The sequence below is a fragment of the Arthrobacter sp. BL-252-APC-1A genome (assembly GCF_009696625.1).
Taxonomy (GTDB): domain Bacteria; phylum Actinomycetota; class Actinomycetes; order Actinomycetales; family Micrococcaceae; genus Arthrobacter_B.
The window spans coordinates 327093-341236 of sequence record NZ_VULS01000003.1; the positions used below are offsets into that span (position 1 = coordinate 327093).

The following is a 14144-nucleotide window of genomic DNA, read 5'->3' on the forward strand; positions in this document are numbered from 1 at the left end:
GTTCCGCTGCTTTCCCTAAACCCCATCCTGGAACGAAGCCCGCCGCTCCTCAGCATCCACCCGGTTCTCCTCCAGATAAACCTTCTTCGGCCACCCAACTGAATCCGGAGCACCGGGAATCACTTCGCCGCGCAGCGTCGCCTGCGCCGTTTCCCGCATGCACAGGATGCTCACCAGACCGATCACACCGGCAATCGCCATGTACCAGCCCGGCACCAGCTGGTTCCCGGTCGTCTCGATCAACTGGTTGGCGATGGTCTGCGACGGACCGGCAAAGAACGCCGTAGAGAAGTTATAGGCCAGGGCAAAGCCCGTGTACCGGACCGCCGTCGGGAACAGCGCCGGAAGCGTCGATGACACCGAGGACACCAGGATCACCAGCAGGAAGCCCAGCACAGCCAGGCCGAGGAACTGCAGGATCAGGCTCTCCACACCCAGCAGCATGATCGCCGGGACCGACAGCACAATGTAGCCAACAGCCGCGGTCAGCAGCAGCGGCTTGCGGCCGATCCGGTCAGAGAGCGCACCGACCGGCGGAATCGCCAGCAGCATCAGTGCCATCACGGCCACCAGCATCCAGTTGCCCTGCGCCGTGCTGTGCCCCAGCTGGCCGCTCATATAAGTGGGCATGTATCCAAGGATCAGGTAGAACGCCACGTTCAGCAGCACCACAAACCCGGCCAGGACCAGCAGCTGCCGCCAGTTCTGCGCCAGCACCTGCCGCAGCGGGGACTTCAGGGTCTCCCGGTGCGCCGAAGCCTCCGCGAATACCGGAGCCTCCACCAGCCGGGTCCGAATCCACAGTGCCGTCAGACCCAGCGGAATGGTCAGCAGGAACGGGAGCCGCCACCAGCCCTCCAGCATCCCCTCGTCGCCGACGAGCGTGATGGTAATGGTGCAGACAATCGCCGCGAGGATGAAGCCCACCGTGGTGCCGAACTCAAGGAACGAACCGAAGAAACCACGGCGCTTATCCGGAGCCGACTCCGCCATATACACCGCAGCGCCGCCGTACTCGCCGCCGGCAGAGAAACCCTGCACAAGTCGACAGATCAGCAGCAGCACCGGCGCCAGCAGACCCGCCGTTTCAAACGTCGGCAGCAGCCCGATGCACCCGGTGGCCAGGGTCATCAGCGTCACGGTGAGGACCATGACCTTCTGCCGGCCTACCTTGTCTCCCAGCGGGCCCAGGATCAGACCGCCCAGCGGACGCACCAGGAAGGACAACGCCAGGGTGGCGAGCGTGAGCGTGACGCCCAGGCCGCCGTCGCCGTCTTCCGATCCGAAGAAGTTCACGGCCATGTAAATGGTCAGGTAGCCGTAGACCCCGTAGTCGAACCACTCAACGGCGTTGCCCAGGGCTGAGCCGAGGATGGACCGGTGCAGGGTCTTTTTCGCTTCCCTGCCTTCGGGTTCGGCGCCCGGAACCGGGGCTGGTGCATTTCGGGGCTGGGAGTTAGCTGACATCGGTCCATCCTTCATACGAGTGATTGGCTGCTGCGGTGGTGCCGTGTGCTGCTCTGCTGCCCGATCCCCTGCCGGGCCTTCGACTTAGGTCCTGGGCATGGCAAGGTACTTCGTTTCCAGGAACTCTTCGATCCCCACGCGTCCGCCTTCACGGCCCAGGCCGGATGCCTTGACGCCGCCGAACGGTGCTGCCGGGTTGGAGACAATGCCGGTGTTCAACCCGACCATACCCACCTCCAGCGCCTCGCCCATCCGGAAGCCGCGGTCCACGTCCTGCGTGAACAGGTAGCCGACCAGGCCCCACGGCGTATCGTTCGCCAGCCGGGTGACCTCTTCCTCGGTATCGAACGGGATGACCGGCGCCACCGGACCGAAGATCTCCTCGTTCATCAGGTCCGACTCCGGGCTCACCCCGGACAGGACCGTCGGCGCGTAGAAGTACCCGGGCCGCTCCGGCCGCGAACCTCCGCAAACCACCTCCGCACCCTTGGCGACGGCGTCGTCCACCAGTTCCTGCACCTTCGCCAGCGCTTTCTCCTCCACCAGGGGCCCGACGTCGGTGCCCGGCTCCGCGCCGTCACCCACCGAGAGCGCGCCCAGACGGGCGGCGAGCCGGCGGGCGAACTCATCCGCGACCGAACGCTGCACAAGCAGCCGGTTCGCGGCGGTGCAGGCCTCCCCCATGTTCCGCATTTTCGCGGCCACGGCGCCGTCCACGGCACGGTCCAGGTCCGCGTCCTCGAAGACAATGAACGGTGCGTTGCCGCCCAGTTCCATCGAGGAGCGCATCACATGCTCCGCGGCCTGCTCCAGCAGCCGCACGCCCACGGCGGTGGAGCCGGTGAAGCTGACCTTCCGGGCAATGCCGCTGGACATCCACGGCGACACAACCGAGGACGCCTTCGACGTGCACACCACGTTCAGGACTCCGGCGGGCAGCCCGGCTTCCACCAGGATGTCCACCAGCGCCAGCGAGGACAGCGGCGTCAGGTTGGCCGGCTTGAACACCATGGTGCAGCCCGCCGCGATGGCCGGGCCGATCTTCCGGGTGCCCATAGCCAACGGGAAATTCCACGGCGTCACCAGCACACACGGCCCCACGGGTTCCTTGGACACCAGGATCCGGGTCTTCCCGTCGCCTGTGGAGGAGAAGTCCCCGCCGATCCGCACGGCTTCCTCGGAGAACCAGCGGAAGAACTCGGCAGCGTATGCCACCTCGCCCTTGGCCTCGGCCAGCGGTTTGCCCATCTCCGTGGTCATGATCAGCGCCAGTTCATCCTGCCGGGCCATGATCAGCTCATAAGCACGGCGCAGGATCTCGCTGCGCTCCCGCGGCGCCGTCGCGGCCCATTCCTTCTGCACCCGCCCGGCGGTTTCGATCGCGCGCTGCGCGTCCTCCGGACCGCCGTCGGCCACCGTGGCGATGACCTCTTCGGTAGCGGGATTCACGACGTTGAACCGCGCACCGGACGCGGCATCGCTCCACTGCCCGTCAATGAACAGGCCGGTGCTGACCTTGGCGACGGCGTCCCGGGCAGCGCGGGAGGTGGTGCTGGTTTGCGTTGTCATTCTTGGGAGTCCTTTGCTTGAGGGGTCGGGAAGCTGGTTGGGGCACCCGGGGCGGGCCCGGTGCCGGGGTCAAGGAGCTGGGCCAGGTGGGTGCCGGGCCGGGCGGCGTCGAGCTGCTGAACCTGCATGGCGCAGGAGAAACCGTCGGTGAGGACCACGGTTCCGGCCTCCGTGCCGCGCAGCGCGGGTGCCAGCGCCTGTTCGGCCACCTGCATGCTGACCTCGTAGTGGTCTTTCTCGAACCCGAAGTTCCCGGCGACGCCGCAGCATCCGGCAGCGTCCACCACCTGCGGAATCCCGAGAGCTGCGAGCGCGGTCTTCTGCGTTCCGGCACCGAAGACGGAGTACTCGTGGCAGTGCGTCTGCAGCACCACCTTCTCCGGCAGCGCGGCAGCCGGCGCCGGTGTCCACCCGGAGGCCGCAAGCTCGCCCACGTACCCGGCGAAGCTGCGCACCCGGGCGGCGACCCGGCGGGCCTGATCGGTATGCACCAGTTCGGGCAGGTCCTTCCGGAGCGCGGCGGCGCAGCTGGGCTCGACGACGACGATTGGCCGCTCGGTTCCGTCATCCAGCGCAGCGGCGGCTTTCGCGAGCATCTTCTTCGACGTGCCGAGCTGCCCGGTGGAAATCCAGGTCAGGCCGCAGCACGCATCGGCGGAGCATTCCGTCCGCTCCCCCGCCCCTTCCAGGACGCGGGCGGCCGCACCGGCCACCTCGGGGCGGAAACCCCGGGTGAAGGTGTCCACAAAGAGCACGACGCCGGCCTTCCGGTTGGGTGCGCCTGTCACGGCCGCGCTGCTCGTCTCTGCGCCGCGCACCTCATTCCCGGTTCCGCCCGATGCGCCCGGCGTCGAAGAAGCCGCAGCGACTTCCCTCCGCCACGCCCCCGCAGACGCAAAACGCGGCAGCGACCGCTCGGTGGTCAGCCCGCCCAACCGGGCAACCACCTTCCCCAGCGGCGTGGCCAGCACAGCGTTGACCAGCGGCGCCACCCGTCCGGTGAGCTTCAGCCAGCGCGGCAGCCAGCCCAGCGAAAAGTGCGACATGGGCCGGAGCTTCCCCCGGTAGTAGTGGTCAAAGAACTCCGACTTGTACGTGGCCATATCCACGCCGGTGGGACAGTCGGTGGAGCAGGCTTTGCAGGAGAGGCAAAGATCCAGGACTTCACGGACCTCCTCGGACTTCCATCCCTCCTCCACAGTGTGTGCACCGCGGACCATTTCCTGCAGCACCCGCGCCCGTCCCCGGGTGGAGTCCTTCTCATCCCGGGTGGCCCGGTAGCTTGGGCACATCACCCCGCCTGTGTCGGTACGGCAGCGGCCCACTCCGATGCAGCTCTGCACCGCATGGACAAAGGGGTCCACCGCGGCTCCGGCCGACGTACCGGGATCGTCGGTTTCAGCAGTCGATCCGCCACCGGAGTGCAGCGGCCGCAGATCAAAGCTGGTCCGCCATTCCCGGCTGGGCACGCCTTGCAGGGCCAGATGCGCGTCGATCGGATCCGGGTCCGTCAGCGAGCCGGGGTTCAGGATCCCGTCCGGGTCCCAGAGCAGCCGGTACGCAGCAAAGGCGGCCAGCATCCGCGGCGAATACATCAGCGGCAGCAGCTCGGACCGCGCCCGGCCGTCACCATGTTCCCCGGAGAGTGATCCGCCGTGCCGCACCACCAGCTCCGCTGCTTCCCGGGAGAACTCCCGGAACACAGCCCGGCCGGCATCGGTACGCAGATCATAGGTAATGCGGATGTGCATACAGCCCGCACCGAAGTGCCCGTACATCACGCCCTGCAGGCCAAAGCGGTCCAGCAGCTCCCGGAAGTCCGCCAGATAGTCGGCCAGGTTCTCCGGCGCGACGGCGGAATCCTCCCATCCCGGCCACGACTCCCCTCCGGTAGACAGCCGCGAGGACAGCCCGGCCCCGTCCTCCCGCACCCGCCACAGCGATGCCCGTTCGACGCCGTCGGGCACCGGACGCCCTTCCACCAGCCGGCCGTTTTCCTGCAGCCGGGCCAGCAGCCGGTCCGCGTCGGCCTGCACTGAGGCGGGGTCGTCGCCGTCGAGGTCAACGTACAGCCAGGCCCTGCCCGCGGGCAGGCCGGTCACCGAGTTCGCGCCGCGGCGGAAGCGCATGGTGTCCACAATCGCTTCGTCGATGCCCTCGACGGCGGCGGGCGAAAACTCGAGGATGGTTCCGATGTCCCGGGCGGCTTCCACCACGTCCTCGTACCCGAGGCAGACCAGCAGCGCGCTGGCCGGCTTGGGCACCAGCTTCATCCGCGCCCCGACGATCACCGCGCAGGTTCCCTCCGACCCCACGAGCGCCCGGGCGACGTTGAAGCCGTGTTCCGGCAGCAGGTTGGCCAGGTGATAGCCGGAGACCTGACGCTGGATCCGGCCGAGTTCGGTCCGGAAACCGGCCAGGTTGGTATGCGCCAGATCCTTCAACCCCGCGGTCAGGGCTGCGGCGCGCTGTTCGGAGTACGTATCCCCGGGATGGGTGGCCCGTATGCCCGTGGCAGTGGCGGTGAGCTGCGCGCCGTCGGCCGTGACGACGTCGAGCTCCGCCACATGGTCCGAGGTGCGGCCGTAGCGCACCGAGTGGTTGCCGCAGGCGTCGTTGCCCAGCGCCCCGCCCACAGTGGCACGGTTCCTGGAGGAAGGATCGGGGGCAAAACTGAACCGGTTGCCGGTGGCGCGCTCGACTTCGCGGGTCAGGACCGCAAGCACGACGCCGGGTTCCACGACCGCTGTTCGGGCGTCCTCGTCCACGGCACCGATCCCGTTCATATGCCGGGAGAAGTCCAGCACGACGCCGGGGCCAACCGCGTTGCCGGCCATGGACGTGCCGCCGCCGCGGCTGATCAGCGGCATCCCGGTCTCCCGGCACACCTTCAGGACAGCGACGACGTCCTCCGCCGACCGCGGGAACACCACCGCCAGCGGCGGCACCCGGTAGTTGGAGGCGTCGAAGGAATACTCCGCCAGCCGCCGCGACGACCCGTCGGCCTCGACTCCCGCCGCGGCCAGCAAATCCAGCAGCGCACCGGCATCCGGTGTGCTGGCGGCAGCTGCAGACGGGGCGGCCAGGCCGGTTTTTGTCATCGGCGCTCCGTGGTTGCCGAAGTGGTGGCAGCCGCTGTTCCGGCCGCGGCCGGCACAGCACCCGCGACCGCGGCGAGCGCAGCTTCGAAGCGTTCCAACCCGGTGGCGATTTCCTCGGCCGAGACCACCAGCGCCGGAATCAACCGGACCACGTTGCCCGCCGGTCCGCAGGTCAGTGTCAGCAGACCCTGCTCCGTGGTCGCCTGCTGCACGGCCGCGGCAGTCGCGGCGTCGGGCGATCCGTCCTGGCCGGTGAACTCGATGCCCTGCATCAGCCCCAGCCCGCGGACGTTGCCGATCACCGGGAACCGTTCCTGGATCTCCAGCAGCCCGGCCTGCAGCTGTTCGCCGCGGATCCGGGAGTTCTCCACCAGGTTTTCTTCCTGCACCACTTCCAGGGTCGCGACGCCGGCGGCGGCAGACACGGCGTTGCCGCCGTAGGTTCCGCCCTGGGAACCGGGCCAGGCCTTGGACATGGTGTCCGTGGACGCAGCGATCGCTGAAATGGGGAAGCCGGAGGCGATGCCCTTGGCGGTGATGAGGATGTCCGGGACGGCGCTGGAGTACTGGTGGCCCCAGAACTTGCCCATGCGGCCGACGCCGGCCTGCACTTCGTCAATGATCAGCTGGATGCCGTACTTGTCCGCACGTTCCCGCAGGCCCTCCAGGAAGGCCGGCGGGGTGGGCAGGTAGCCGCCGTCGCCAAGTGCCGGTTCGATCAGGAACGCGGCGGTGTCCTTCGGATCGGTGCGGGTCTGCAGCAGGTAGTCCAGTTCCTGCAGGGCGAACGCGACGGCGGTGTCTTCGTCCCAGCCATAGCGGTAGGCGTAGGGGAAGGCGGCCATGTGGACGCCGGCCATGAGCGGTGCGAAGCCGGCGGAGAACTTGGTGCCCGCCGTCGTCAGGGATGCTGCGGCGACCGTGCGGCCGTGGAACCCGCCCTGGAACACCACGATGTTGGGCCGTCCCGTGGCCATGCGGGCCAGCCGGACGGCGGCCTCGACAGCTTCCGAGCCGGAGTTCGCGTAGAACACTGAGTCCAGTCCGGTTGGAAGGACTTCGCCGAGCTTTTCCGTCAGTTCCAGCAGCGGTTTGTGCATCACGGTGGTGTACTGCGCGTGGATGATCTTCCCGACCTGTTCCCGCGCGGCTTCCACTACTTTGGGATGGCAGTGACCGGTGCTGGTGACGCCGATGCCGGTGGTGAAGTCCAGGTAGTCCCGGCCGTCGGTGCCGTGGATCCAGCAGCCGAGGGCGTGGTCCACGATCACGGGAGTGGCTTGCTTGAGGGCGGGGCTGAGGGAAGTCATGCGGCCATGATGCAGCTCACACATGTCTATTGTCAACAATCCTGCAATGGGGATACGGTTGTGGCGTGAGTAACACTGTGAGCAAACCGCGCCTGGTTATCCTAGCGGCCCCCGGCCAGCCCCTGCCCAGTAATCTGGCGGAGATCCAGGCCCTGGCAGACGTGAGGATCACCGACGCCGCCGGCCTCGCCAACGCGATGCCGGGAGCCCGGGCCCTGTTCCTCTGGGACTTTTTCTCCTCCGCGCTGGCCGATGCCTGGCCCTATGCCGATTCGCTGGAATGGGTCCACGTGGCAGCCGCCGGCGTGGATGCCATGCTCTTTGAGGACCTTCGACGTTCGGATGTGGTTCTGACGAACGCCCACGGCGTCTTCGACCAGCCGATCGCCGAGTTTGTCCTCGCGTCCGTCCTCGCGCAGGACAAGCAGCTGCATCTTTCCAAGCGGCTGCAGCAGGAGGCAGTGTGGCAGCACCGGGAACTCACCGGTACACACGGCTCGCGCGCCCTGGTGGTAGGCACCGGCGGAATCGGGCGGGCCACCGCAAGGCTGCTGCGCGCCGTCGGGCTCTCCGTCCGCGGCGTGGGACGGACCGCACGGGAGGACGACCCGGACTTCGGCACGGTGATTCCCAGCACCGAGCTGGCAGAACACGCCGGCTGGGCGGACCATCTGGTCCTGGCGGCACCTCTCACCGAACAGACCCGGGATCTGGTGGACGGCGCCGTCCTGGCCGCCATGAAGCCCTCCGCCCACCTGGTCAACGTGGGCCGCGGAGCCCTCGTGGATGAAGACGCCCTGCTGCAGGCGCTCCGAACCGGCCAAATCGCGGCCGCGTCCCTGGATGTCTTCCGCGAAGAGCCAGTGCCCGCCTCCCACCCGTTCTGGGGCATGGAGAACGTGCACGTTTCCGCACATATGTCCGGGGACATCCGGGGCTGGCGGAACACCCTGGCGCTGCAGTTCCTCACGAACCTCCAGCGCTGGTCCGCCGGCAGTATCCCGGAGAACGTGGTGGACAAGCAGCGCGGCTATGTGAGTTCATCCGTCTAACCGCCGTTCCAGCAGTTTCCAGCTATGTGGAGGTACCCGTTTGCTGTTCAGCCAAGAGGAATACGACGCCCGGCTTGCCGGGGTCCGTGCGCGCATGGCCCGGCAGGGTCTCTCTGCCCTGCTGGTGACTGACCCGGCGAACCTCTACTACCTCACCGGGTACAACGCGTGGTCTTTCTACACACCCCAGGTCCTCTTTGTACCCGCCGACGGGCCGATGCTCTTCTTCGCCCGGGAAATGGACGCCGGCGGAGCATCACGCACCAGCTGGCTTCCGCCGGAGAACATCGTGGGCTACCCCGAACGCTACGTGCACCGTCCGCACCTGCATCCCTTTGACTGGATTGCCTTCGCCCTCCGCGAGCGCGCGCTGATTGCCCCGGCTGCAGCGGGGTGTGTGGGCCTGGAGATGGACTCCCACTTCTTCTCCCCCAAGGGTTACCGTGCCCTGGTCAATGCACTGCCGGAGTGGACGCTGGTGGATTGCTTCGAGCTGGTGAACTGGGTCCGGTCGGTCAAGTCGCCCACTGAGCTGGAACTGATGCGCCACGCCGCGCGGATCTGCAACGGTGCCATGGAAGCCGCCGTTGCAAGCATCGCCGTCGGCATCCGCCAGTGCGACGCCGCCGCGGCCATCAGCCAGGCACAGATCACCGGTGTGGACGGCACCGGCGGGGACTACCCGGCGATTGTGCCGATGCTCCCCACCGGCGAAGCGGCAGACACCCCGCACCTGACCTGGAGCGAGGACCATTTCCAGGCCGGGCAGGCGGTGGTGGTGGAACTCGCCGGAGCATACCGCCGCTATCACGCCCCGCTGGCGCGCACGGTGGTACTCGGCACTCCCTCGCCCCGGCTCGGGAAACTGGCCGACGCCGTTGCTGACGGGCTGGACGCGGTGCTCACCGAAATCCAGCCCGGAGTACCGGTCAGCGAACTGGCCCGCACCTGGAACCGGACCCTGGGCAAGTACGGACTGGAGAAGCCGTCCCGCATCGGCTATTCGATCGGGATCGGCTATCCGCCGGACTGGGGCGAGCGCACCATCTCCCTCCGCTCCGAGGACGGGACCATCCTCGCGGAGAACATGACCTTCCACCTCATTGGCGGCATGTGGATGGAAGGCTACGGCTACGAACTTTCCGAATCAATCTGCGTCAGTTCCGACGGCGTGGAAACACTCACCAGCTTCCCGCGCGAACTGCTCCAGAAAGGCAGCTAACCGATGACCGTGAACTCCTACGCCGCCCGCTCCCGTGCCGCACTTCCCCTGGCAGACCGTGCCGCCGGACTGGTGGGCTCCGTGATCGATTCAAGTACCTCGCTGCTCGCCTCCCAGACACATGACATTGTCCGTTTCGCCATGGGTTCCCCGGCCGACGAAGCAGTGCCGCTGGAGGAGTTCAGGGATATTGCCGCACAGGTGCTGGACCACAGCTCCCTGACCTACGGCGCCACCGAGGGCGAACCGGTGCTGCTGGAGGCGCTGGTGGACTATCTGGCCGGAACCGCGGACCCTGTGGACGCCGACCGCATCACCATCACCGCAGGAGGCATGCAGGGCCTGGACCTGGCCTGCAAGATCTTCATCAATCCCGGTGACCTGGTGATCGTGGAGAGCCCCACCTACACCAACGGCAGCGCCACCGCGCTGAGCTACGGCGCGGACCTGCTGGAAGCCCCGGTGGACCAAGACGGTCTGATCGTGGAGGCCCTGCCGGAGCTTATCGCCGCGGCCGGGCGGACGCCGAAGGCCATTTACACGATCCCCAACTTCCAGAATCCCTCCGGCGTCACCCTCTCCCTGGAGCGGAGGCACCGGCTGCTGGAACTGGCCCACGAGTGGAACGCCGTCATCATCGACGACGACCCCTACGGCCTGCTCCGTTTCCAGGGTGAGGATCTGCCGTCGCTGCAGGCACTGAGCCCGGGCGATCCGCTGCTCTTCTCGGTCCGCACGTTCTCCAAGATCCTGGCACCCGGCCTGCGCGTGGGCTGGGTGGACACCGATCCCTCACTCCGGCAGCTGGTCATCAACGCCAAGCAGGCCATGGACACCTGCACCAATGTCCCTGCCCAGCACCTCGTCGCCGAGTTCATCCGCCGCGGCGGCCTGAACGACCACCTGGCCGGGCTGCGCACCGAGTACAAGCGCCGCAAGGACGCCATGCAGGAAAATCTGCACCGGCATCTGGGCAGCCGCATCACCACCACCGATCCCGAGGGCGGCTTTTTCCTCTGGCTCACCCTGCAGGGACCGGACGCGCGGATTTCCACGCAGAAGCTGTTCGAGACGGCACTGGCGGAAGGGGTTGCCTTTATCCCGGGGCCGGCGCTGTCTCCCAGCGGGAAGTTCGACGACGCCCTGCGGCTGTGCTTCGCGTCCACGACTCCGGAGCGGGCTGAGGAAGGCATTCTCCGGCTGCGCCGGGCGATGGACCGGGAGCTGGCGGGGCTGGATTCCGGGGCGGGTGCGTGAGCGTTCAGCCCTCCGTTATGGAAGAGACCGTCCTGGAGCTCATCCGGGAAGACGAACTGGTGGCGCTTGCCTCGGAGCTGATTTCTGCCGGCGGGGAAAACCCCGGTGGAACCGAAGCTGCCACCGTCGTGGTGCTGGCGGAGTTCGCCCGGGCGGCCGGGCTGGAAGTGATGGTGTCCGAGGTGGCTCCCGACCGGCCGAACCTCACTGCCGTGCTGCCGGGCGGCACCCAGCCGGGGCTGCTCTTTCTGGGGCATTCCGACGTTGTGCCCGCCGGTTCCGGCTGGGACCGGCCTGCGTTTGAACCGTATGTCCGCGGCGGGCGGCTGTATGGCCGGGGATCCACGGACATGAAGGGCGGCCTGGCTGCGGTGCTGGTTGCGCTGCGGGCGCTGCGGACTGCCGGCGTCGAGCTGCCAGGGCCCGCTGCCCTTGCGTGCACCGTGGATGAGGAAGACCTCGGTCTCGGCATCCGGGCCTTCACCGCGGGCACCGGCCCGTTCCCCTATTCCGCGTGCGTGGTGGCCGAACCAACAGACCTCGAAACAGTCATAGCCTGCCGCGGCGACAGTTATCTCGAACTGCACGTCACCGGGAAGTCAGCACACTCCGGGCGACCTGCGGACGGCCGCAACGCCATCGATGCGGCGGCACGGATCCTGGATCTGGTCCGTGCGGACCACACCCGGCTGCAGGCTGATGCCGATCCCCTGCTGGGTTCGGGTTCCTGGAACACCGGCATGATCCGCGGCGGAACCGGCACCTCGATGGTCGCCGATTCCTGCCATCTGTCCTTGGACCGGCGGCTGATGCCCGGCGAGGATCCGGAGGAAATCCTTGCCTCGCTTCTCGCCGGGATCCGGGCAGCGGGGATCAACTCGGACGGCATTACCGTTGAAGGCACTGTCACGATGGAGATGCCCGGGTTCCGCACTGCCTCCGGCCATCCCCTGGTTGCGGGTGCCGTCTCCACGTTGGCGGAAGTTGGGGTGGACAGTGCTGTCACGGGCTGGACCGCCGCGTGCGACGGCGGGTTCATTGCCCGGGACTTCGGCGTTCCGGTCATTGTGATGGGACCGGGTGGCCTCAATGACCAGGCGCATCAGGTGAACGAATCAGTGAGTATGGCCGAACTGCTGGCCGCGGCGCGGGCCTATGCGCTGATGTGCCTGCGGCACGGGTCTGTTTGTTGACGAGCCTTCGGCACGGAATAGCCGCCCGCTAGGCAGTTGCGGCGTCAGCGCTCCCGCTGCCGGTCAGCCGGTCCAGGGCATCGTCCATGTGCCGGATCAGCAGTCTTCCAACCAGATCCTGATCGTCCTTCGCCAGCGCATCGGCAATCGCCTGGTGTTCACCCACCCGGGTGTGTGGGTCAGGATAACGCTGTTCCAGAGCGGTGAGGCACATACGGGTCTCGGTGAGAAAGGTGTTGTGCATCCGGCTCAGGCGCGGGCTTTGAGCTGCTGCCACCAGCGTGGAGTGGTACTCCATGTCCGCTTCGGACATCGCATCGAGGTCCGCTTTGTCGGCCGCCTTTTTCATGGCTTTGACCACGCGTGAAAGCTGTGCGGCGATGTCCTTGCCGCCGTCCTTCTGCAGGATCAGTTCGGCTGCGGCACGTTCGACGGCGGTGCGCGCCACGTACATGTCCTGCACTTCCTCCTCCGTCATGGTGATGACGAAGATCCCGCGGTTTCGGATGCTGATCAGCAGGCCCTCCTGGGTGAGGCGCTGCATGGCTTCCCGCAACGGTCCGCGGCTCACGCCCAGCTCCCGTGCCAGCTCGGTTTCCACCAGCTGGCTGCCGGCCGGAATCTGCCCCCGGCCAATGGCAGTCCTCAGTTTTCCGGCAATGATCGACGGCGTTGACTCGCGGACTACGGGCTCAAAGATTGCCAACGGAAACCACACTTCGCTAGGGGCCTTCCGAGGACGCGCAGTCCAGCGAAGGCAGCACTGTAACTTGTCTACAATCCTACAGTGCGCGACTCGTCCGAGTCAGCAAACTGACGGTCACATGTCGCAGCAGCCCAAGACACCCGCGAGAAGACTAAACGGGTGCGGCCGGTGCTAGGACCGGGCCTTCCGCCGGAACCCCGCCGCCTGCACCGTCAGCAGGGTGAACGCGCCCATAAGTCCGAACAGGAATGGCAGCGAACCCATGCTTTGGAGGTTCATGACGATCACGCTCGAGGGAGGATTCAAGTTGTTCCCCGAAGGGTCGAAGATCATCTGCGACGGGGGCAGAACCCCGGTGAACCATGCCAGACCCGCCGCCAAAAGCAGCCCGACCAAGACCCACGCTGCCGCCAGCGCAAGGTTGAACCGCTGCCAGAACGGCAGAGAGTCCGGCGGCACACCCGCAGGCCCCGTGGGCCTCGGCTCCATTGGTTCCCGCCCATCGCCGGCTGCCCCGGCAGAGCCAGGCACCGCACCGGTGCCGGCTCCGTCATCAACAATCTGCACGGATGGCTGCCGCTGCCACTCTGGTTCAATGCCGTCCGCGGGCCGCCGGTAGTAGTCGTAGTCTGTCCCGTCAGGCGTCTGTGTGTTCCCCATGCCGGGTAGCCTACCGAACCCCGCTTACCGGGCATCCTTCCCTCACCGGGCGTACCCGACCAGAGACGGGTTACCGGCCCGGCCGCCGGAACCGCGCACTCTGCACCACCAGCAGCGTGAAAGCCCCCAGGATCCCGAACAGGAACATGAACGGGCCCATGCTGTAGAGGTTCATCGTGATGACGGTACTGGAGCCGTCGGAAGGCTGGTTAGTGGACGGGTCGTAGTACATCTGCGGCGCGGAGAACGCACCGGTCAGCCACGCCAGGCCTACGGCCAGCAGGACTGCGACAAGGGTCCAGGCTGCAGTGAGCGCAAAGTTGAATCGCTGCCAGACCGGGACAGGAGCGGGAACCGCGCCCGCAGGTTCCGCCTGACCTAGCTCCTGAATACCGGAACGCTCACTGCCACCGGCCCCGGCCGCGTCAGCTCCAGCGCCGACGTGCACAGAACCTCCGTTCCCCGCGCCGTCGTCGACAATCTGCACGGAAGGCATCTGCATCGAACGCTGCGGCTCCACGCCGTCCGCAGGCCGCCGGTAGTAGTCGTGGCCCGCCCCTTCGGGCGTGTGTGTATTCCCCATGGCGGGAAGCCTACTGGACCCCGC

At 67.3% G+C, this 14144-nt stretch carries 11 protein-coding genes; 4 read left to right on the plus strand and 7 right to left on the minus strand.

The window, feature by feature from the left end; translation table 11 throughout:
* Positions 1 to 15: 15 nt before the first annotated feature.
* The 4 genes from FYJ28_RS06650 to FYJ28_RS06665 all read right to left on the minus strand — a co-directional run bounded on the left by FYJ28_RS06650 (position 16) and on the right by FYJ28_RS06665 (position 7447).
* Complete coding sequence (locus FYJ28_RS06650; protein ID WP_154578706.1) at positions 16 to 1467, minus strand: MFS transporter; 1452 nt, start codon at positions 1465 to 1467, stop codon at positions 16 to 18.
* Positions 1468 to 1551: 84 nt separating this feature from the next.
* Positions 1552 to 3036, minus strand: a complete 1485-nt coding sequence (locus tag FYJ28_RS06655; protein ID WP_154578707.1) for an NAD-dependent succinate-semialdehyde dehydrogenase — start codon at positions 3034 to 3036, stop codon at positions 1552 to 1554.
* Positions 3033 to 6137: an FAD-binding and (Fe-S)-binding domain-containing protein gene (locus FYJ28_RS06660; RefSeq protein ID WP_154578708.1), complete on the minus strand. Its 3105-nt coding sequence runs from the start codon at positions 6135 to 6137 to the stop codon at positions 3033 to 3035. The genes FYJ28_RS06655 and FYJ28_RS06660 overlap by 4 nt, the downstream gene beginning before the upstream one ends.
* Positions 6134 to 7447 (minus strand): aspartate aminotransferase family protein, encoded by a 1314-nt coding sequence (locus FYJ28_RS06665; RefSeq protein WP_154578709.1) that lies wholly within the window; start codon positions 7445 to 7447, stop codon positions 6134 to 6136. Before FYJ28_RS06665 ends, FYJ28_RS06660 begins: the two co-directional genes overlap by 4 nt.
* A 65-nt stretch (positions 7448 to 7512) precedes the next feature.
* On the opposite strand from FYJ28_RS06665, the gene FYJ28_RS06670 reads away from it, so the two are divergent.
* The 4 genes from FYJ28_RS06670 to FYJ28_RS06685 are packed head-to-tail and all read left to right on the plus strand — an operon-like array spanning position 7513 to position 12171.
* Positions 7513 to 8499, plus strand: coding sequence for a D-2-hydroxyacid dehydrogenase (locus FYJ28_RS06670; RefSeq protein ID WP_326831564.1), 987 nt, complete (start codon positions 7513 to 7515; stop codon positions 8497 to 8499).
* 40 nt (positions 8500 to 8539) lie between these two features.
* Positions 8540 to 9721 (plus strand): M24 family metallopeptidase, encoded by a 1182-nt coding sequence (locus FYJ28_RS06675; protein WP_154578710.1) that lies wholly within the window; start codon positions 8540 to 8542, stop codon positions 9719 to 9721.
* Positions 9722 to 9724: 3 nt separating this feature from the next.
* Positions 9725 to 10978, plus strand: coding sequence for an aminotransferase-like domain-containing protein (locus FYJ28_RS06680; RefSeq protein WP_154578711.1), 1254 nt, complete (start codon positions 9725 to 9727; stop codon positions 10976 to 10978).
* Entirely contained in the window at positions 10975 to 12171 is a 1197-nt protein-coding gene (locus FYJ28_RS06685; protein WP_326831565.1) for a M20 family metallopeptidase, read from the plus strand. Before FYJ28_RS06680 ends, FYJ28_RS06685 begins: the two co-directional genes overlap by 4 nt.
* A 28-nt stretch (positions 12172 to 12199) precedes the next feature.
* Here FYJ28_RS06685 and FYJ28_RS06690 read toward each other — a convergent pair whose 3' ends face one another.
* The 3 genes from FYJ28_RS06690 to FYJ28_RS06700 form a co-directional block, all read right to left on the minus strand.
* A complete protein-coding gene (locus FYJ28_RS06690; RefSeq protein ID WP_154578712.1) occupies positions 12200 to 12877 on the minus strand; it encodes a GntR family transcriptional regulator in 678 nt (225 codons plus the stop codon).
* A 171-nt stretch (positions 12878 to 13048) separates the two neighbouring features.
* Entirely contained in the window at positions 13049 to 13537 is a 489-nt protein-coding gene (locus tag FYJ28_RS06695; protein WP_055240021.1) for a hypothetical protein, read from the minus strand.
* Positions 13538 to 13607: 70 nt separating this feature from the next.
* The gene (locus FYJ28_RS06700; RefSeq protein ID WP_154578713.1) at positions 13608 to 14120 is read right to left on the minus strand and encodes a hypothetical protein; all 513 of its coding nucleotides are present in this window, start codon (positions 14118 to 14120) and stop codon (positions 13608 to 13610) included.
* Positions 14121 to 14144: the final 24 nt, after the last annotated feature.